The organism is Gilliamella sp. ESL0232 (assembly GCF_013346885.1).
Classification (GTDB): Bacteria; Pseudomonadota; Gammaproteobacteria; order Enterobacterales; family Orbaceae; genus Gilliamella; species Gilliamella bombi.
The window spans coordinates 166478-188415 of the sequence record NZ_JAAEDW010000001.1 but is presented as its reverse complement, the minus strand read 5'-3'; the positions used below and the strand labels follow the sequence as shown (position 1 = coordinate 188415).

16 protein-coding genes are annotated in these 21938 nt (G+C 33.6%); 10 read left to right on the top strand and 6 right to left on the bottom strand.

Annotated elements, in window-relative coordinates:
* Window positions 1-6: 6 nt before the first annotated feature.
* Window positions 7-873, bottom strand: coding sequence for a YicC/YloC family endoribonuclease (locus GYW75_RS00760; RefSeq protein WP_174798091.1), 867 nt, complete (start codon window positions 871-873; stop codon window positions 7-9).
* A 161-nt stretch (window positions 874-1034) separates the two neighbouring features.
* On the opposite strand from GYW75_RS00760, the gene rph reads away from it, so the two are divergent.
* The 8 genes from rph to GYW75_RS00720 all read left to right on the top strand — a co-directional run bounded on the left by rph (window position 1035) and on the right by GYW75_RS00720 (window position 12312).
* Window positions 1035-1751, top strand: a complete 717-nt coding sequence (gene rph, locus GYW75_RS00755) for a ribonuclease PH (RefSeq protein ID WP_174798090.1) — start codon at window positions 1035-1037, stop codon at window positions 1749-1751.
* Between the two features lie 13 nt (window positions 1752-1764).
* Window positions 1765-2412: an orotate phosphoribosyltransferase gene (pyrE, locus tag GYW75_RS00750; protein ID WP_174798089.1), complete on the top strand. Its 648-nt coding sequence runs from the start codon at window positions 1765-1767 to the stop codon at window positions 2410-2412.
* A 285-nt stretch (window positions 2413-2697) separates the two neighbouring features.
* Window positions 2698-4482: a DUF262 domain-containing protein gene (locus GYW75_RS00745; protein ID WP_065589926.1), complete on the top strand. Its 1785-nt coding sequence runs from the start codon at window positions 2698-2700 to the stop codon at window positions 4480-4482.
* 632 nt (window positions 4483-5114) lie between these two features.
* The gene (locus GYW75_RS00740) at window positions 5115-6680 is read left to right on the top strand and encodes a type I restriction-modification system subunit M (RefSeq protein WP_194240411.1); all 1566 of its coding nucleotides are present in this window, start codon (window positions 5115-5117) and stop codon (window positions 6678-6680) included.
* Complete coding sequence (locus tag GYW75_RS00735) at window positions 6677-7762, top strand: restriction endonuclease subunit S (RefSeq protein ID WP_174798088.1); 1086 nt, start codon at window positions 6677-6679, stop codon at window positions 7760-7762. Before GYW75_RS00740 ends, GYW75_RS00735 begins: the two co-directional genes overlap by 4 nt.
* A complete protein-coding gene (locus GYW75_RS00730) occupies window positions 7759-8772 on the top strand; it encodes a hypothetical protein (RefSeq protein WP_034911642.1) in 1014 nt (337 codons plus the stop codon). The genes GYW75_RS00735 and GYW75_RS00730 overlap by 4 nt, the downstream gene beginning before the upstream one ends.
* A complete protein-coding gene (locus GYW75_RS00725) occupies window positions 8769-9221 on the top strand; it encodes a type II toxin-antitoxin system death-on-curing family toxin (RefSeq protein ID WP_065589930.1) in 453 nt (150 codons plus the stop codon). Before GYW75_RS00730 ends, GYW75_RS00725 begins: the two co-directional genes overlap by 4 nt.
* A complete protein-coding gene (locus tag GYW75_RS00720) occupies window positions 9211-12312 on the top strand; it encodes a type I restriction endonuclease subunit R (protein WP_174798087.1) in 3102 nt (1033 codons plus the stop codon). The genes GYW75_RS00725 and GYW75_RS00720 overlap by 11 nt, the downstream gene beginning before the upstream one ends.
* A gap of 85 nt (window positions 12313-12397) precedes the next feature.
* On the opposite strand, the gene GYW75_RS00715 is transcribed toward GYW75_RS00720, so the two are convergent.
* On the bottom strand, window positions 12398-13102 hold the full coding sequence (locus tag GYW75_RS00715; RefSeq protein ID WP_174798086.1) for a GntR family transcriptional regulator: 705 nt from the start codon (window positions 13100-13102) through the stop codon (window positions 12398-12400).
* A 177-nt stretch (window positions 13103-13279) separates the two neighbouring features.
* Here GYW75_RS00715 and GYW75_RS00710 point away from each other — a divergent pair, with 177 nt between their 5' ends.
* Both GYW75_RS00710 and GYW75_RS00705 read left to right on the top strand, forming a co-directional pair.
* Window positions 13280-15169 (top strand): beta-glucoside-specific PTS transporter subunit IIABC, encoded by a 1890-nt coding sequence (locus GYW75_RS00710; protein ID WP_174798085.1) that lies wholly within the window; start codon window positions 13280-13282, stop codon window positions 15167-15169.
* A gap of 13 nt (window positions 15170-15182) precedes the next feature.
* Window positions 15183-16619 carry a 6-phospho-beta-glucosidase gene (locus GYW75_RS00705; protein WP_174798084.1) on the top strand — a complete coding sequence of 479 codons (1437 nt, stop codon included), beginning with the start codon at window positions 15183-15185 and terminating at the stop codon, window positions 16617-16619.
* A 78-nt stretch (window positions 16620-16697) separates the two neighbouring features.
* Here the strand turns inward: GYW75_RS00705 and dinB are convergent, their stop codons facing one another.
* The 4 genes from dinB to thiP form a co-directional block, all read right to left on the bottom strand.
* Window positions 16698-17753 (bottom strand): DNA polymerase IV, encoded by a 1056-nt coding sequence (gene dinB / locus GYW75_RS00700; RefSeq protein ID WP_065611232.1) that lies wholly within the window; start codon window positions 17751-17753, stop codon window positions 16698-16700.
* Between the two features lie 82 nt (window positions 17754-17835).
* Window positions 17836-19542, bottom strand: a complete 1707-nt coding sequence (cptA, locus tag GYW75_RS00695; protein ID WP_174798083.1) for a phosphoethanolamine transferase CptA — start codon at window positions 19540-19542, stop codon at window positions 17836-17838.
* 117 nt (window positions 19543-19659) lie between these two features.
* The gene (gene thiQ, locus GYW75_RS00690; protein ID WP_174798082.1) at window positions 19660-20370 is read right to left on the bottom strand and encodes a thiamine ABC transporter ATP-binding protein ThiQ; all 711 of its coding nucleotides are present in this window, start codon (window positions 20368-20370) and stop codon (window positions 19660-19662) included.
* Complete coding sequence (thiP, locus tag GYW75_RS00685; protein ID WP_174798081.1) at window positions 20348-21925, bottom strand: thiamine/thiamine pyrophosphate ABC transporter permease; 1578 nt, start codon at window positions 21923-21925, stop codon at window positions 20348-20350. The genes thiQ and thiP overlap by 23 nt, the downstream gene beginning before the upstream one ends.
* Between the last annotated feature and the right edge of the window lie 13 nt (window positions 21926-21938).

Here is a 21938-nt window from a genome sequence, read left to right as displayed (position 1 = left end):
AGGTGATTACTCAATATTTTGTACTTGCTCACGAATTTGTTCAATAAGTACTTTGAGTTCAATCGCACTGGCTGTCACATCAGCATTGATTGATTTAGATGCAATAGTGTTAGTTTCTCGATTAAACTCTTGCATCATAAAATCCAATCGACGACCTATCGCTTCGTTTTTCTTTAAGATCGAATAAGTTTCTTTAACATGTGTCATTAGGCGATCAAGCTCTTCGGCAACATCAATTCGCTGGGCAACCATCACTATTTCTTGCTCTAGGCGAGAATGATCCAGTTCAATATTAGCTTCAGCCAATTTACTTTTTAAACGTTCTTTTTGCCATTCAAGTATTTGCGGCATCCAATTACGAATCTTATCCACTTCTACGGTAATGGCTTCTAAACGTTTAACAATTAAATCACTAAGCGCTTTACCTTCACGTTCTCGAACAGCTTTAAACTCGTCGATAGCTGTATCAAGTAACGCTAGGATTTCTTGTGATATGCTGTCAAGATTTTGTTCTTTTGCCGACAATACGCCTGGCCAACGAAGTACATCAATCGGGTTAACTTGTCCTGATTGATGCTCTGTTTGAACCCAATTAGCGGCATTTAAAATTTGCTTAGCAAGATCTTTATTTAACGAAAGTTCTTGATTTTGCGCTGCAGGATCTAATTCAAAACGTAAATTACATTCGATTTTACCACGAGTTAGACGATTACGGAGTCGTTCACGTATCATCGGTTCAAGTGAACGAAACTGTTCTGGTAGGCGGATATAGGTTTCTAAATAACGTTGATTAACTGATCGGAGTTCCCATGAGGCGGTTCCCCAAGATTGATTTAACTCCTTTCTGGCATAGGCGGTCATACTGGAAATCATAATTGCTTCCTAAATTTATAAAAAACTTGCTGGGCATTGTACCACATATTCTGTATAATATGCTCTTAGCTTAGGCTAAACATCAACCTTATCTTGTTGATGTCCCCCTAAATAATTAGCTCAAAAAAGATATTTTTTAATTGTAACATCTGGAGAATTGCATGCGCCCGTCAGGTCGATCTGCGGAACAAGTCCGCCCTATCAAAATAACCCGTCATTATACTAAGCATGCAGAAGGTTCTGTATTAGTTGAGTTTGGTGAAACTAAAGTACTTTGCAATGCCACTATTGATGAAGGTGTGCCACGTTTTTTAAAGGGGCAAAACCAAGGTTGGGTAACTGCTGAGTATGGAATGCTACCTCGTGCAACCCATTCACGAACTCAACGTGAAGCGGCTAAAGGTAAGCAAACCGGCCGCACTATGGAGATTCAACGCCTTATTGCCCGTTCACTACGTGCAATGATCGACCTTAAATTATTAGGTGAATATACTATCACGTTAGATTGCGATGTTATTCAAGCAGATGGTGGTACCCGAACTGCGTCAATTACTGGTGCTTGTGTAGCACTAAATGATGCAATCAACAAAATGGTTGCAGATGGTAAAATTAAACAAAATCCAATTAAATCATTAGTTGCTGCTGTTTCTGTCGGTATTGTCGATGGACAAGCAGTGTGTGACTTAGAATACATAGAAGATTCAAACGCTGAAACCGATATGAATGTTGTTATGACTGACGATGGTCGTATGATTGAAGTGCAAGGCACTGCTGAAGGCGAACCTTTTAGTCATGACGAATTATTAAAACTGTTAGAGCTAGCAAAAAATGGCATCAAAACTATTATTGATGCACAAAAACAGGCCTTAAAAGATTAATTGGAGAGGATCGATGAAATCATATAAAAGTGAATTTATTGAATTTGCATTAAATAGGCAAGCATTAAAGTTTGGTGAATTCACCTTGAAATCGGGACGCAAAAGTCCCTATTTCTTTAATGCAGGATTATTTAATACAGGTAAAGATCTGGCTTTATTAGGTCGTTTTTATGCAGCCGCACTAATGGATGCTAATTTAGAGTACGATGTCATTTTTGGTCCAGCCTATAAAGGTATTCCTATTGTTTCATCAACCGTTGTTGCACTATCTGAACATCATAATGTTGACATTCCTTACTGCTTTAACCGTAAAGAAGCAAAAGATCATGGCGAAGGCGGTAATTTAGTAGGTAGTTCGATCTATCAACAACGCGTTATGTTGGTCGATGATGTTATTACTGCCGGAACTGCTATTCGTGAATCGATGAAAATATTAGCAGATAACCAATCTAAACTTGCTGGCGTACTGATTTGTCTAGATCGTCAAGAAAAAGGTCGTGGTGAACTGTCAGCAATTCAAGAAATTAAACAAACTTATCATTGCAATGTAATTTCAATTATTACGCTTGATGATTTAATCCAGTACCTCTATAAAGATCCAGCTCGAAAAGATCAAGTAATGCAAGTTGAAGCTTATCGGTCTGAATTTGGGATAAAGTAATAACAATTTACTTTTCTATATTTATAAAAACTAAAGCCTCGAAAGAGGCTTTAGTTTTCATGTTTTATCTAGAAATTTTTATTATCAGTAAGATAAATTCCACAATAAAGTAAAATAATTGCTTTTATTTTTTTAAGATTTAATCATCATATCAAGCCTTTTAAATTTTATTTATATTATTAATCATGATAATTAATTTATATGAAACAAGTAAATTGCTAGAATAATAACTAATAATCAAATGTTTTCAAATTAAATTAAATAGAAATATAAGTAGGTATAAATATGGAAGAATCTTTTAAACCCCGTAGTTTATCGATTAGTGAATTATTTGGTGATACAAAAAATCTTTATAAAATACCAAAGTATCAAAGACCTTATAAATGGGAAAGTGAACAAGTTGAACAGTTATGGGACGATATTTTAGAATCATATGAAAATGACGTACCAAATTACTTTCTTGGCTCTGTTATTACAGCAAATTCTTATGATGAACCTAATTCCCCTTATATTGATGTTGTCGATGGACAACAAAGATTAACAACGTTAATGATACTATTTTGCGTTATACGTGATTATTTTCCGAATCTTAATCTACATGATAATTTAAATCCCCTTTCTGTAAACATTGATATTATCCGTTCTGCAATAATCTTTAATAGCCGAGCTTCACGTTTAAGATTACACACTCATAGCTCTCATCAATCTGATTTTGAAGCGTATATTTTAAACGAGGGAGCAACAAAAATATTGCCGCCTCCATATAAATATCAAATTAAAAATGATCAAGAACCCAAATTTAAATTTATTAATACCGCACTAATTTTTAAAGAGAAATTAAATTCTTTACCTGAAAATAAACTTGGAGAGTTAATTAATTACTTGTTTTACCAAGTTAAAATTATACGTATCGATTGTACCAGTCGTGATTTTGCTATTAAATTGTTTCAGGTGCTCAATAATAGAGGTTTAGATTTAACTTCTGCTGACTTAATAAAAAGTTTTTTATTAGAAAAGCTTTATAAAAAATATAAAGATGATTTAGCCACTTCAAAATTAAAAGAAGATAGTTTTATGTCTGATTGGCGTGAAATGGAGCAGCTCATTAAACAATGTGACGATATAAGTTTAAATGATTTGTTTATTATTTACGCACATTATTTATTAGGCTCAAATCAAAAAAAATCATTCACTGAAGAGCTACAAAACTTATTCGAAAATCAAGATCCTAATCAAGTCATAGCCTCATTAAAACAATTTGTTATTAATTATTACGAAAAAATATATTGTTCAAAAGATAAAAATATTTATTCATTCCAATATTTGAGATGGAGTAATTATTGGAAAGCGATATTAATGACAGCCATTACAACAAATTATAAAGATTTTGATGAATTAGTTTTTGAACTAAGACGCTTTTATTATTTATATTGGATTGCGGGAAAAACATTATCCCAAGTAAAGCAGACTTCTTTTAATGTCATTAAAGCACTGAAAGAAAAAAAACATATCAATTATTTAAAAGCAATCTTTTCAAATAAGTTAAATTCCGAAAAGATTTATGAATTAGCGATATCTCAGCTAACTTCTAATATGGTTGATAAAGAAGCATGGATTAAACCTCTTTTGATTTTAATTGAGTATGATCTAACCGATCAATCTAATCCTATTTTATTAAAACTTAATAATGACTTGCACCTTGAACATATATTACCTAAAAAATATAAGACTATTGCAGAATGGAATCATATCACCGAAGAAGTAAAAAACAGATGGTTACATAGTATTGCTAATTTGACATTATTAAGCGGTAAAAAAAACATTGATGCTAGTAATAATCCTTTCAATGTCAAAATGATCGTATATCAGGGTAATCATACTAATAACACGACTGCATTTCGCCTTTCTCAAAAAGTATTAGATGATTTTAATCAAAAAACATTTAATCAACAATGGCATGAAGATGCATTAAAAGATCGTTATAATTGGATACTTGCACGATTAGAAAAATTATTAGCTATAGATTTTACATTAGTAAAGCAGATAGATACCCCAAAAATGGCAAAATAATGATCAATCAACTAATATGATGTGTAGGAATCAATTGTTGGTTATAGGAAATAGTCAGTTAAACTACTGTAATAAACTTTCATAAAATAAAATTAACGCCGTATCACCAACAAGTGATATGGCGTTAATATCATAAAGAAAATTATTATCAATTTGAATAAACGTATTACGGCCATTCATTCAACCGTTTGTAATACAAAAAGACTTCATGAAGCACTAACTCTCCCTGACATATCTTTATATATTTCTAAACTGCCTACACGGCAGTGAACTAGAAGCTAATATACTATCAATATAGTATGTAAAAAGGCAAATAGGTATTTAGGTTTTAAAAACCCTTTTTTTAGAGATAAATTTAATTTATTGATTTTATTAACTTTTAAAATATAGCTAAAAAAAGGGTTTTGTTTTTAGATTTTGTTGCTTTGTTATTTTTTAAGATTTCCCAACCTTAAAGTTCAAAATACCCATTGGCTGAGTTTTTAATATACGCCCCAGATGGAAAAATAATAACAAATCAGCTATGCTATAGCACCTATAACAGGTAGCTATAAAATGACTAATATGAAAGTAAAAATCAGTTACTTTCTAATTAGGCAGCACCTATTTTTTATTTAGGAATTTTGAAAAATATGACATCTAATAACGCTAAATCAATTACCGAAACGCAACAACGCGATCAACTACAACGACAAATTTGGAAAATTGCCGACGAAGTCCGTGGTGCTGTCGATGGTTGGGATTTTAAACAATATGTACTTGGTTCTTTGTTTTATCGCTTTATTAGTGAGAATTTTGCCAATTATATTGAAGGTGGCGATGAGAGTATCGATTACAGCACTTTATCCGACGATGTCATTAACGATGAAGTTAAAAAAGACGCAATAAAAACCAAAGGCTATTTTATTTATCCTAGCCAATTATTTTGTAAAATTGTAGCTGAAGCTAATACCAATCCAAGTTTAAATACTGACTTGGCAAATATTTTTAATGCGATTGAAAGCTCAGCCATTGGTTACCCTTCAGAAAGCGATATTAAAGGATTATTTGCCGATTTTGATACTACCAGTAACCGATTAGGTAATACAGTTGCCGATAAAAACAAACGGTTAGCGGCAGTACTTAATGGTGTGGCCGAACTGGATTTTGGTAATTTTGCAGACAATAAAATCGATCTGTTTGGCGATGCTTATGAGTATTTGATTTCTAATTATGCCTCGAATGCTGGTAAATCAGGAGGCGAGTTTTTTACGCCACCGAATGTGTCCAAGCTGATCTCGCAATTAGCCTTACATAATCAAAAAAAGGTCAATAAAATCTATGATCCAGCGGCAGGATCAGGCTCTTTATTGTTACAAGCGAAAAAGCAGTTTGAGGATCATATTATTGAGGATGGATTCTTCGGTCAAGAAATCAACCATACTACCTATAACCTTGCTCGAATGAATATGTTTTTACATAATATCAATTACAATAAATTCGAGATCGCACTAGGTGACACGCTAATTAACCCACATTTTGGTGATGAAAAGCCATTTGATGCAATCGTTTCTAATCCACCTTATTCAATTAAATGGATTGGTAGTGATGATCCAACCTTAATCAATGATGACCGCTATGCACCTGCTAGTGTGCTTGCGCCAAAATCCAAAGCTGATTTTGCTTTTATTATGCATGCATTAAGTTATTTGTCCGAGTGTGGGCGAGCGGCAATTGTTACCTTTCCGGGGATATTTTATCGTGGTGGTGCAGAACAAAAAATTCGTAAATATTTGGTCGATAATGATTTTGTTGAAACCGTAATCTCGCTCGCACCAAACTTATTTTATGGCACATCGATTGCGGTTAATATTTTGGTGCTTGCCAAAAATAAAACCGCCAAAACAACACAATTTATTGATGCCAGCAAACTGTTTAAAAAAGAGACCAATAATGATGTGCTCACTGATGAACATATTCAAGAAATTATGCAAGTATTTGCTAGCAAGCAAGATATCGAATATTTTGCTAAATCGGTCGATAATCAAACCATTGCGCAAAATGACTATAATCTATCCGTCAGTTCGTATGTTGAAGCCGAAGATACCCGTGAAGTGATTGATATCACCCAGCTTAATGCCGAAATAAAAGATACCGTAGCAAAAATTGAAAGCTTACGATCCCAAATTGACGCAATTGTGGCGGAGATTGAGGGATGATTAAACGTAATAATATAACTGAGTTATTAAAAGGTGTTGAGGTTGAGTGGAAGACGCTGGGGGAAGTTACTACTATACTAACAGCACAATCAAAAGTAAAAAAAGATAGATACAGCAAATCAGGAAAAATTCCTATTATTGACCAAGGTGAACAATTTATTGCTGGTTATAGTAATGAGAATATTCAACCTATTGAATCGGGAGAATATATCATTTTTGGTGATCATTCAGAACACATAAAATATGTCGATTTTTCTTTCATTCAAGGTGCTGATGGAATAAAAATTCTTAAAACTAAAAATGATAATACAAAATATATTTATTATGCATTTAAGAATTTTTATCATAAAGAGCTTTCATATAAAAGACATTGGTCTAATGCAAAAGAAACGTCTATTCCTATTCCTCCGCTTCACGTTCAAACCGAAATAGCCCGTATTTTAGACACATTCACAGCTCTCACAGCAGAGCTCACAGCAGAGCTCACAGCAGAGCTTACTACACGAAAAAAACAATACAACTATTATCGAGATAAATTGTTGACCTTTCAAGAGGATGAGGTTGAGTGGAAGAATTTGGGAGAGATTGCGAAAATTAAAAATGGTAAAGATTGGAAAAAATTAGGTGATGGCGATATTCCTGTTTATGGTACGGGAGGAGTTATGGGCTATGTTAATACACATGCATATAATAAACCGACAGTACTAATTCCACGTAAAGGTTCAATCACAAATATTTTTTATCTTGAATCACCATTTTGGAATGTTGATACAATCTACTACACAGAAATAGATGAAGAAGAAATCATCCCTAAATTTTTTTATTATTATATGAAAACAATAGATCTAACCAAGTTAGATACAGGATCAGGTAGACCAAGTTTAACTAAAGCTATTTTAGATAATATCAATATCCCCATCCCCCCACTCAAGGAACAAGCACGTATTGTTGAAATCCTAGATAAATTTGATGTGCTCACCAACTCAATCACGGAGGGTTTACCGCGTGAGATTGAATTACGCCAAAAACAGTACGAGTACTATCGGAATTTATTACTTAACTTTTCCGTGGAGACACAATGACAAAAGATTTAACGACTTCTACGATTAGCCGGCAAAATATTTTAAATAATAACTTTGCACTGGAAAAAATAGAATCAACGCTTGCACTAGGTGGGATTTGTTGGTGCGATAAAACTTTTTTTACAAAAACACAAGTAGCGCAAATTTTAACTATTGATGAACGAACAATCGACAGATATATAGAAAGCCATAAAGATGAGCTTATAAAAAATGGCTATAAAATAATAAAAGGTAAAGAATTAAAATCATTCAAGGAGTATGTCGACGACATGAATGTCGTCGACATATCAAGAGCCCCGTCCTTAGGTATATTTTCATTTAGAACTGTCCTTAATATCGCTATGTTAGTAACAGAAAGCGAAAAAGCAAAATTAATTAGAAGTAAAATCCTTGATATTGTCCTTGACGTTATGGTTCAAAAATCAGGTGGACATACTAAATACATTAATCAACGCGATGAAGACTATTTGCCATCAGCTTACAAAGAGTATAACTATCGAAAAGAGTTTACAGAGGCTTTAAACCTCTATTTAGATGCTAATAAATGGAAATATGCTAAATACACAAATAGAATATACGAAATTGTTTTTTTAGAAAATGCAGCTGAATATAAAAAGATTTTAACCTTAACAGAAAAAGACTGTGTAAGGCAAACTATGTATGCTGAAGTACTTAATGCTATTGCGAGTTTCGAGCATGGACTAGCGATAGAAATGAAGCAGGCATCAGAAAAGCTTGAGCGAAAATTAACAACCGATGAAATGGATAAATTAATCGAAAGTGCGTCACAAAACCCTTATTTAGTGCCACATATACATGATGCTAGAGCTAAAATGGCTAGTCGCGATTTATGTTTTCGAGATGCTTTGCACAATAAACTAGAAGCCTATATTCAATCCGTACCACAAAGCGACTTTGATAAGTTTTTGGGAGAAACAAGTAAATCTCTAGAAGAGCGATTATCCGATCCTGAAACTTTAGCCGTTTTCAAAAGGTTAAAAGATAGATGAAACCATCCATATTTTATTTTGATATAAAACATGCTATTAAATTACACGATTGGATCATAGATAACAGTGGTGGAATGCCTGGACAACGTGAAATAGGATTACTTGATAGTGCGTTAGAGCATATTCAAAATGATGATTATTACCCTTCATTTGAAGAAAAACTCAAACATTTAATTTATGCTGTTAATAAATTTCACCCATTTAATGATGGTAACAAGCGCTCTAGTTTAGCTTTAGCTGCCTATTTTTTAGAATTAAACAATTATCAATACTGCGTTAAAAAATTTATTCAAGAAATGGAAGAAATTGTTGTATGGTTAGCTGAAGGAAAAATAAACGATAATTTACTACTTGAAATAATCGATTCTATTATTAATGAGAATGAATTTAGTGAATCTTTAAAACTTAACATAATTGAAACATTATGGATGAATAACTATGATAATTAGAACAACCCCCATCGCCGAAACCAATAGCTACATTATTTTAGATAACTACAACAAACTTGAAGAATCGGCTGCTGTTTATCAGACTGAAACGGATTTAGAAAATGAATTTATTCATGATTTAGCTCGACAAGGTTATGAATACTTACCGAATTTAAATACACATGAAAAGTTATTAGCCAATATTCGTGAGCAGTTGCAAACACTAAACAAAATGCAATTTACGGATGATGAATGGCAACGTTTTGTATTAGAGTATTTGGATAAACCCAATGAATCGATGATCGATAAAAGTCGCAAAATCCACCACGATCATATTTATGATTTTGTTTTTGATGATGGTCATATCCAAAATATCAAGCTGTTAGATAAAAAAGATGTCACCAATAATAAATTACAAGTTATTCGTCAATTTCAGCAAACTGGCAATTATGCAAATCGTTATGATGTGACTATTTTAGTTAATGGCTTGCCGCTTGTTCAAGTTGAACTAAAAAAACGTGGTATTGCTATTCGTGAAGCCTTTAATCAAGTGCATCGCTATAGTAAAGAGAGCTTTAATCAAGACAATTCACTATTTAAATATTTACAACTGTTTGTTATTTCAAATGGTACCGATACACGTTATTTTGCTAACACGACTAAACGTGACAAAAATAGCTTTGATTTTACAATGAATTGGGCGAATGTTAAAAACGAGCCAATAAAAGATCTAAAAGACTTTACCGCAACCTTTTTTGCCAGCCGAACGCTGTTAAATGTGTTATTGACTTATTCGGTGCTCGATGTGAATGACACATTGTTAATTATGCGCCCTTACCAAATCGCCGCCACCGAGCGTATATTATGGAAAATCATTAGCGCTTATCATGCCAAAAAGTGGAGTAGCTTACAAAGTGGTGGTTTTATTTGGCACACAACAGGTTCTGGTAAGACACTAACCAGTTTCAAAACGGCACGCCTTGCAACCGAACTAGAATTTATTGATAAAGTTTTTTTTGTGGTGGATCGTAAAGATCTGGATTATCAAACCATGAAAGAGTATCAAAAATTTTCAAAAGATAGTGTGAATGGTTCAAATAGTACCGCAGGGCTTAAGCGCAATATTGAGAAAACCGATAATAAAATTATTGTTACTACCATTCAAAAACTTAATAACTTGATCAAAAGCGACGATAACTTAGCGATCTATGATAAACACGTTGTATTTATTTTTGACGAAGCGCACCGCTCCCAGTTTGGCGAAGCTCAAAAAAACTTAAAGCGTAAATTTAAAAAATATTACCAATTTGGTTTTACTGGTACGCCGATTATGCATACTAACGCAATCGGAACGCAAACTACAGCGGATGTTTTTGGTCGTGAACTGCACGCTTATGTATTAACCGATGCAATTCGTGACGAAAAGGTACTAAAATTTAAAGTTGACTATAATGATGTGCGTCCTAATTTTAAATCGATAGAGCAAGAACAAAATCTTGAAAAACTCAGCGCTGCTGAAAATAAAAAAGCATTGCTCCACCCAAACCGTATTGAGCAAATCACACAATATATTCTGAATAATTTTAAACAAAAAACCCACCGATTAATGGGCAAAAGTAAAGGGTTCAATGCCATGTTTGCAGTGAGTAGTGTAGATGCGGCTAAACTCTATTATGAATCATTCAAAAAACTACAAGAAGGTGCAAATCAGCCGTTAAAAATAGCCACGATATTTTCTTATTCTGCTAATGAAGAACAAGATGCGCAAGGTAATTTTGCCGATGAAAGTTTTGAAATAGACGCCTTAAATCAAAGTGCTAAAGAGTTTTTGGCTTCTGCGATATCAGATTATAATCAGATGTTTAAAACTAACTTTGATGTCAGTAGCGATCAATTTCAAAACTATTATCGTGATTTATCTTTAAAAGTAAAAAATAAAGAAATTGATTTATTAATTGTGGTTGGTATGTTTTTAACTGGCTTTGATGCGCCAACGCTTAATACTTTATTTGTTGATAAAAATTTACGGTATCATGGGTTAATTCAAGCCTTTTCACGCACCAATCGTATCTATAATGCCACCAAAACCTTTGGTAATATTGTGGCGTTTCGTGATTTAGAACAAGCGACCATTGATGCAATAATAACATTTGGTAAAAGTAATACTCATGAAGTAGTGTTAGAAAAAAGCTTTAAGGAATACATGGAAGGGTTTACTGATAAAGATTCAGGTAATTTCCACAATGGCTATCTAGCCATCGTTGCCGAGTTACAAGAAAAGTTCCCACGCCCTGATGAAATTATCAAAGAAAAAGATAAAAAAGAGTTTGTTAAATTATTTGGTGAGTACTTACGTGCTGACAATATATTACAAAATTATGATGAATTTGTTGCATTAAAGGATTTCCAACAATTAGATATGACAGATGCGCAGGCAGTTTTAGCGTTTAAAAACAAACATTATGTGACTGATGAAGATCTGCAAAAAATGCAAGCAGTTAAACTACCGACTGACCGCACAATTCAAAATTATCGTTCAACTTATAATGATATTCGTGATTGGCTACGCCGAGAAAAAGAAGCCAATCAACAAGATCAGCAAAGATTTGACTGGGATGATGTGGTTTTCGAAATTGATCTATTAAAATCGCAAGAGATCAATCTGGATTATATTCTTGAGTTAATTTATGAACAAAATAAACAAGAAAAAACCAAACAGGACATTGTCGAAGATGCTAAGCGATTAATTCGATCAAGCTTAGAAAATCGAGCTAAAGAAGAGCTAGTTGTTGAGTTTATAAAACAAACTGATCTTGATGCTATTCCAGATAAAGCCTCGATTATTGATGCGTTTTTCTTGTATGCGCAGCAAGAGTTACAGGTAGAGCTTAATTCCTTAATTGAAGATGAAAATTTAAATGAAGCGGCAACAAAACGCTATATTGCATCATCATTAAAGCGAAAATATGCAACCGAAAACGGCACAGAGCTGAACGAGATTTTACCAAAAATGAGCCCACTCAATCCTCAATATTTAATTAAAAAGAACCGAGTCTTTGAAAAGATCGCCGCATTGGTTGAAAAGTTTAAGGGTGTTGGTGGTGAAATTTAATTGTTAACAGTTAAATTTGCTAATAATTAAAGGAAGATGAATGATCGATTTCTTATTCATCTTCCTAATAATTCATCATTCAAACTTACTTTGAGTGATTTTGTATACAAAATCTTGCATTTTCGTAATGATAAATGATTTTTGAAAAATCAAAAGGTTCACCTGACGAGGTATAAAATATTTCTTCAACACAAAGTGCAGGTTCGCCAGGTTGCAATCCTAAACATGGCGCCATTTTTTCATCAAGTTTTATTACCTGTAAATATTTATCAGAAAAACCAATATTAATATTATAATTTTCCTGAATGTAATTAAAAATTGAGTTTTCCACAATTTCTTTATTTAAGTAACAAACTAACTTTTTACGGTAATATGACTGCTCTAAACCATATAATTTATCTTCAAAATAGCGCAATCTTTTAACAAAATAGACTTCTTCGTTATCATCACATTGTAGATTTTCTTTAACTTTTGCACTGGGCTTGATGATATCAACATTAAGTACTGTCGAAGAACCATAAACATCTTCTAGATCGACAGTAAAACCATGACTTTGCAAAAAATTGAGATAGCCTCTTTTTTTACGTTCACGAACAAAAATACCACTACCTTGCACTTGATAAATAACGCCCTGCCGCTCAAGACAATTAAGCGCTTTAACAATTGTACTACGACTGACCTGATATTGATTAATTAACCCGTCAATATTAGCAAGCTGAGTGCCTTTGGACAGTTGTTTTTGATAAATCATCTGTTTGATTTTTTTTGCAACTTCTTGATATTTAACCATTTGTTTATGTTATTAATTTAATCAATAATTGAAGTAGTATTTTATACAGCTTATTTTTAGTTTTAAATTAAATAATATAAAAACTCGATCTAGATCACAAACAATATAATTGTTAATTAACAATTTTGAAATTGTCTATAAAATAATCTTACTGAATTGCTTTTAAGGAGTTTATGGATGTCATCAAAAATTAGAGATTATAACAAGCTAGCTGTTGATATTTTAAATGAGTTAGGTGGTGAGAAGAATATTGTTACCGTTTCTCGCTGTGCAACACGCCTTCGCCTTGTTACCCAACACACACCAGATCATGCAAAAGAAAACATTGCTAAATTGCCGGGTGTGATTACCGTTGTTGAAAAAGGCGGTCAAATCCAAGTGGTTATTGGTACACATGTTGATAAAGTCTATAACGCTTTTACTCAGCTAGTTAATACTGATAACAAAATTGAAGCAGGAAATGATAGCAACATATTAAATCGCATCATTGCGACAATGTCGGCTGTATTCGCCCCGTTTGTCTATATTTTAGCCGCATCAGGAATTTTGCAAGGTATCTTGATTTTACTTAAATTAGCCTGCCCTGAGCTAGAAAAAACGGGGACTTTTGAGGTATTCAATTTCATCTCTTGGGCACCTTTTTTCTTTTTACCTATCTTTATTGCCATTACAGCTTCTCAGCATTTTCGTTGTAACTTATATATCGCTGTTGCTTGTTGTGCTGCGCTGTTATCACCGACATGGACAGAGTTTGCAAAACTAATTAGTGAAGGACAAGAAATTGATCTATTTGGTATTGCACTATCACAAACCACTTATGCTTCAACCGTTTTACCACCACTCTTTTTAGTTTGGTTACTTTCTTATTTAGAACGATTCTTAGAGCCTAGACTGCATAGCATTATAAAACCCGTTTTATTGCCATTATTTAGCCTTGTCATTATGGTACCTTTAACATTACTTGTTGTTGGTCCATTAACAGCAAATGGTGCACAATACATTGCCAACGGCTATAATTGGTTTGTTAGCCTAGCGCCTTCAGTTGCAGGCGGAATCATAGGTGCTGTTTGGCAAGTCTTTGTTATTTTTGGTGTACATTGGGGGATCACACCTGTTATCGTCGAAAACTTTAAGCAGTATGGTCAAGATTCTTTCCAAGCTTTCCAAACCATTGCCGTTATTGGTCAAGTCGGTGCAGCATTAGGTTTTTATTTAAAAACCAAAACCCAAGAGATGAAAGGTATTTCATTATCTGCTTTTATCACTGGCTTATTTGGTATAACCGAACCTGCTATTTATGGTGTTAACTTACGCTTTAAAAAACCATTTATTTATGGCTGTATTTCTGCATCTTGTGGTGGTATTGTGGCAGGATTTTTTGCTCCTCACTATGTTGCTTACGCTGGTTTACCAGGTCCACTAACTATCGTTAATGCAATTAGCCCAAATAATCCTGGTTCATTTATTGGCGTCTTGATTGGTGCACTTATTGCTCTTTTAGGACCAGTAGTTTTGATCCAAATTTTGGGAACTGGCGAAACCATACAAGATACAGTTAATAGTCAAGAAAATATCAATATTGAAGATGATAATCCTAAGATTCTTCTTGATGAAGTTGACATCACAAGCCCGATGACAGGTCATGCTTTACCACTAAGCGAAGTGCCCGATCCTGCTTTTTCACAAAAACTCATGGGAGAAGGGATTGCAATTGAACCTACTGATAATCACGTTTATGCGCCTTTTGATGGCGAGGTAACTGCAGTATTTGAAAATTCTAAACATGCCATTGGGTTAACATTAGATAATGGCGTCGAATTGTTAATTCACGTGGGTATTGATACAGTTAATTTAACTAACAATGAGTTTGAATATCATGTTGAATTACATCAAAAAGTAAAAAAAGGTGATTTGCTAATCAGCTTCAATCCTGAGGCAATTAAGCAAGCAGGTTATCCATTAATTACCCCAATTATTATTGTTAATACCGATCAGTATCAACAAATTTCATTAACCGATAAAACACAAGTAACAGTTGATGATATCATATTTAACATTAAGCAATAACAAGGAATAAAAAATGACTAAAAAACCATTTTTATGGGGCGGTGCTTTAGCCGCTCACCAATTTGAAGGCGGTTGGAATGAAGGCGGTAAAGGCCCAAGTGTTGTTGATGTTATGACCGCAGGTGCTCATGGCGTTGCAAGACAAATCACTCAAGATATCGAAGCGGGTAAATTTTATCCAAATCATACTGCAATTGATTTTTATCATCATTATAAAGACGATATCAAGCTTTTTGCCGAATTAGGTCTTAAATGTCTACGCACCTCGATCGCGTGGACTCGAATTTTTCCAAAGGGTGATGAACTTGAACCAAATGAAGAAGGTCTTCGCTTTTATGATGATGTTTTTGATGAACTAATAGCTCACGGCATTGAGCCAGTTATCACATTATCCCATTTTGAAATGCCTTTACATATTGCTCGTCATTATGGTGGTTTTAGAAACCGTAAGACTGTTGAATTTTTTGAGCGCTTTGCTACTGCATGTTTTGAACGTTATAAAAATAAAGTTAAATACTGGATGACATTTAACGAAATCAATAATCAAATGGATACTAGTAATCCTATCTTCTTTTGGACTAACTCTGGCGTACAAGTTAAACCTGATGAAAATCCGCAAGAAGTTCTGTACCAAGTTGCACACTATGAACTGTTAGCCAGTGCTAAAGCAGTAATAGCAGGTAAAAAAATTAATCCTGATTTTCAAATTGGTTGTATGGTATCGCATGTGCCAATTTATCCATATTCTTGTAATCCTGAAGATATGATGGCTTCAGAAATTGCCATGCATCAACGATTCTTCTTCCCTGATGTTCACGTTCGCGGCTACTATCCAGCTTATGCATTAAAAGAATTTGAGCGTGAAGGATATAAACTTGATATTACCGAAGAAGATTTAGGTTATTTGAAAAAAGGTACGGTTGATTACATTGGCTTTAGCTATTATATGTCTACTGTCGTTAAAGCTGATGCCAAAAATGATAATCGTGACAACATAGTTAACGGTGCACTACCTAATGCGGTTGAAAATCCTTATATAAAAAGCAGCGATTGGGGTTGGCCAATTGATCCTGAAGGTTTACGTTATACACTTAACCGTCTGTATGATCGATATCAATTACCGCTATTTATTGTCGAAAATGGTTTTGGTGCAATTGATGAACTCAAAAACGGTAATCAAATACACGATAAACCACGTATTGAATATTTAGGTGCCCATATCAAAGCCATGCAAACCGCTATAGATTATGATGGTGTTGATGTAATGGGTTATACTGCTTGGGGAATTATTGATGTTGTATCATTCACTACTGGCGAAATGAAAAAACGTTATGGCGTAATTTATGTTGACCGTGATAATGAAGGTAACGGTAGTATGAAACGCTATAAAAAAGACTCTTTTGAATGGTACAAAAAAGTCATTAGTACTAATGGTGCAAGTTTGAAATAATCATTATTAGCTAGCTATCATTTGTTATGAGGATGTTTAAAGGCTTTGCCTGCATCCTCATTTTTATGGTTAAAAGGGCTAAAACTGAAAAATCAACTGCTTTTCAACTTGCGGATCGATTAACGTTACATGAAAACCAATTAACCGAACTCCACGCCCATTACGCCGTTCTAACCAAACTTTATGCGCTTGCTCAATTAAATCAGCTTTATCCAATTTAGACCACACATGTTCTTGCGTAGTTAACTGAAAATCGTCAAACTTAAATTTTACACCTTGCCGAGCAATCGATAAATCAGCACGAACTTTGCTTAACCGTTTTTCCATTTCATCAAATAATGGATCGAACTGCAATAAACACTCTTCCCAACTATGAATATCATCAGTTAAAGTACGCTCTACCCCTACCGATTTACGTTGCCTGTCATTACACACTTCACGATCATCAATACCTTGACATCGCTCATATAGTATTCTTCCAAATTTACCGAATTGGGTAATTAATTTAGTTACATCATAATTAACAATATCATTGCATGTAAATAGCCCCAATTGGGCTAATTTTTTTTCCGTGACCTTACCCACACCTGGGATTTTTTTTAACGGTAGCTGCTCTATAAAACTATCAACGTTATCTGGTGTTATTACATATTGGCCATTAGGTTTATTCATATCAGAGGCTATTTTGGCAAGAAACTTAAGTGGAGCAACACCTGCCGATGCAGTTAACTCAAGTTCCTTGTAAATTGCCTGACGGATATCTTGAGCAATTAAAGTCGCTGAACCATAACAAAGTTTGCAATCAGTTACATCAAGGTAAGCTTCGTCGAGTGATAAAGCCTCAATAGATTCAGTATATCGTTTAAATATTTGGTGGATCTGTTTGGAGACTTCTTTATAAACTGCATGCCTACCCGCTATAATTTTAAGGTTAGGACAAAGTTTTATGGCTTGAGCCATTGACATAGCACTGTGTATACCATACTGACGAGCTAAATAATTGGCAGTCGCAACCACGCCACGTTTACGAGGATCCCCCCCTACCGCAATAGGCATATTGCGATAACGGGGATTGTCTCTCATTTCAACGGCGGCATAAAAACAATCCATATCGACATGAATAATTTTTCGCATAGAGGATTTCACAATACTCAAATATAACTGTATAAATATACACTATTATACCTTAAATATTTGTGTAAACAACCTAAGGGAATTACTTAGTTAATTTATCAAAATCAATTAGACCATTCTTGTCATAAGGATCGCCAATCCAACGAATCGATTCATGAAAATTAGGATTAACAATACTTTTTTCAGGAACATATAAGTTATAACTTAACCCTGCTAAATCAGACCAAGTATGAATCAAATCTTGAGTACTAAATTTTCGATCTACATAAGCTTGATAGTTATTAGGATGCGTTGCCACCCATGTTGGCGATTGCCAAAGCATAAATGGCACAGTATACATAGTTTTAGTTGGTGCCTTCTCGTTTCGCCCTAACACATTATGCGGTGGCGTTTGATAAACATCTTCACCATGATCTGAAAAATATAACATAAAACCATTTTCTTTACTGTTTTTGAAGATATTAAACAGTGTTGTTGTGACATAATCGTTATAACTTATTGCATTATCATAACTATTATATACATCTACTTTATCGTCATCGAGAGGATATGGAATACTTTCCTTATCTTTAAAACGGTCATACTTACCGTCTTTTGGATAGCGGAACTCGTATTTCATATGCGTACCAAGCAGATGGATAACAATAAATTTCTTTTCAGCGTTGTCAGCTAGCACTTTTTTGAAAGGCTCAAATACCGATTCATCATATTGCCTTGAACTTTGATTACGATCGTTATTCATATAAAACTGTTCATCGGCTTGTTTAGAAAACATAGTCAACATAGTATTACGCTTGGTCATGGTCTGCTGGTTAGTGATCCAAAATGTTTTATACCCTGCTTGCTTCATAAGATTTATTAATGAAGGAGTTTTAAGGTATAAATCGGGATGCTTCTCATCAGCAAAAGTTAACGCTTGTTGCAAAATTTCGATAGTATAAGGTCTTGATGAAACCACATCGTTAAATACAACAAAATCAGTATTATCTTTTTTAAACTGCTCAATTTGAGGTGTGGTATTTCGACCATAACCATAAATACTCATCCTATTACGTGTTGTTGATTCACCAATGACTAACGCCAACGTCCTAGGCGTATTACCGTTAGCATCTTTTAAATTTTCAACAGGAGGTAAAGTGTCTAAATGATTTAAAATATCTTCCATATTTTTAAGTTGAGATCGATAAGCTAAATAACTATTAATAAGTTGCCATGGCACAGTTGTTTCCATACGCGTTAGTAAATGAGTTCCGGCTTTTTCAATAGATGATTTTTTTATTATCACACTAATAAACACAGGCATTATGGCATAAATAGCTATTAATAGTGATACAATCCATTTAGTAGAAGTTTTAATATAAACAGGTCTGACTTTACTCCAAAGATAAACACCCACTAAACTATAAATAATCAATACTATAACTAATTTAATACTAAAATACTGCTGAACAAATTCGCTCGATTCACTATAATTTGATTCTGCCATAACAAAAAATACACTTTGTGAAAATTCTTGTCGATAAATCACAAAATAACCGACTGAAACCAAAGACAAACAGCCGATAATAAGACCAAATATAGTCGCAATCTTTCTTGTATAATTAGGAAAAATCAAAACAGGAATAAGCCAAATCAAACTATAGATAATTGAATCGCGAAGTCCAATTGCATTGGAATGCCCCGAAAGAAAAATATATAACTGTAATGCACTAGAAAAATAAGTAAAAAATAAAATATTAAAGATAAGTGCTGACCAGCTAAATTTGTTGGTTGCTTTTATGTTTAGCATAGATATTTAATTTGCTTTGTTATTGATCATAAATTGCAATATATGCTTGGTAGATTAATAAAACCTTAAGCTTTAAATATCTAAATTTAAATATATAAATTATTAAATGCTAACCTATTAATTTTTTGAAACATTTAAGCCCAATATCTTTGCAATGTGATTATTTTCAGGTTGGTTTAATTGGTTTGGTAAACCATAAAAAACGATCTGTCCATTATCTACCACCAAACAACGAGAAAAATAACTAAGCGAATCATTAAGATTGTGTGAGACCATCATTAATGTCAAATCGAGCTCATCGCAAATTTGATCAACTAATGCTAACATCTCAAAGCGTAATGCTTGATCGAGAGCTGAAAATGGCTCATCTAACAATAAAATAGGTCGATGTTGAATTAAACAACGAGCTAACGCAACACGTTGACTCTGACCACCTGAAAGTTGTTCGGGATAACGATTATTAAAACCAGTTAAACCAACTTTAGCTAACATATCATCTATTGTTTGGCGTTCCGATGTATTTAGTTTTAAACAAGGCTTTATGCCTAAGCCAATATTTTGTTCAACATTTAAATGATCAAATAAATTATTATGTTGAAATAAAATCGAAACAGGCCGCTTTCCTGGTTGAGTGTGAGTCATATTTTGATGATTAAGTAAAATTTGCCCAGAATTTGGTGAAATAAATCCAGCAATCAAGCTTAACAATGAGCTTTTACCTGCACCACTTGGCCCTACAATAACCACCTTTTCTTTTGCAGTAATTTTGATATCAAAATGCATTTTAAAATTATCGTATTGACAATTAATTTGATTCAGTTCGATCATAATCTATCACAACCAGTAAACTAAAAGATAATATTAGCAATAATGCAGCCGTTACGGCACTTTCATGATAATGATAATACGATATTTGCTCATATAAATAATAAGGTAACGTTGTGACTGACTGGCCACCAAATAACGCAATAATACCAAAATCACCCAATGATAATATTGCTGAAAAGGCAAAACTTTGGATAATTAACTTTTTTAGTGCTTTATATTCAATTAAATAAAAATGCCAAAAACCAGTAATATTAAGTGACTGGCTTAAGTGCCAATAGCGTGATGTAACATCATACATTGGTGCAGCAAGGTTTTTTAATATAAATGGCAGTGCCATTAAACTGTTACAAAGCATCGTCAAAACACAAACAAAGACCGAACTATAAGCGTACGAAAATAACAGTAAAAACAGACCTGACGCCAGCACCATGCTTGGAATAATTAATATCAGCGATCCAATTAACATTAATCGATTACTCCAATTTATTTGCCGATAAATCAATAATCGGCTGTTTGTATAGAGTAATAATAAAGCTAGTAGCATAGCAATACCGGCTGACCCAAAAGCAATTAGTAAAGAAAACATAACTGCACGTTGAAAGGCCACTGAAAAAAATGACCACTGAAAAAAATAAATACCTTTTATTAATATAGTTATGATGGGTAGCAAAATAAATAATGCACCAATAACAATAATAACAAAACTCGACAAAATTAAGCTAAACGAAACAGGTAAACGATAACTTTGCTTAACATATTGAGTGTTAAATTTATAGCTATAATTAAACTTTTGCATCAACCCCATAAAAAAAGCACAACAAACCAACTGCAAACATGCTAAAAGCACGGCTTGTATCAAATCAAATTCACGGATGGATTGATAAATGGCAACTTCAAGTGTGGTATATTTAGGTCCACCACCTAGAGCTAATACAATAGCAAAGCTAGAAAAACAAAGCATAAAGATTAGCGATGCCATAGGTAGCAACTGTCGACGCAATAGTGGCCATTCCACCAATTTAAAATAAGTAAAACTCGAAAAATTCAATTGAGCAGCTAATTGTTTGTGTTCGGCTGGTACACTATTTAAGGTTTGATAAAACAAGCAACAAGCATAAGGGAAATTAAGAAATATATGTGCCAATAAAATACCTTTTAAACCATAAATGGATATCACAAAAGGCAAACCTAAATAATGACAAAACGACGCTAATAAACCATGTTGCCCATAAACAGATAATAACCCCGTTACCACAACCAACGTAGGAAATATAAACGTGATAGGCATAATGCGTAGCAATAGATTTTTACCCCAAAAATTGACTATCGATAGGGCTTTAGACATCAATATTGCCAATAACACAGATAGCAATGTTGATAACGTTGCTTGAAATATTGTTATCCAAATAACATGTAATAAATAACTATCAAAATAGACAGTTAAATTATTAGACTCAAAAGCAACTAAACAAAGCGCAAATAGTGCTGAACCTAATACAACTAAAATCAAGCTTGCAGCACTAATGCCAGGGATTAACGTTCTTAATTTCAACATTATACTGAATAAA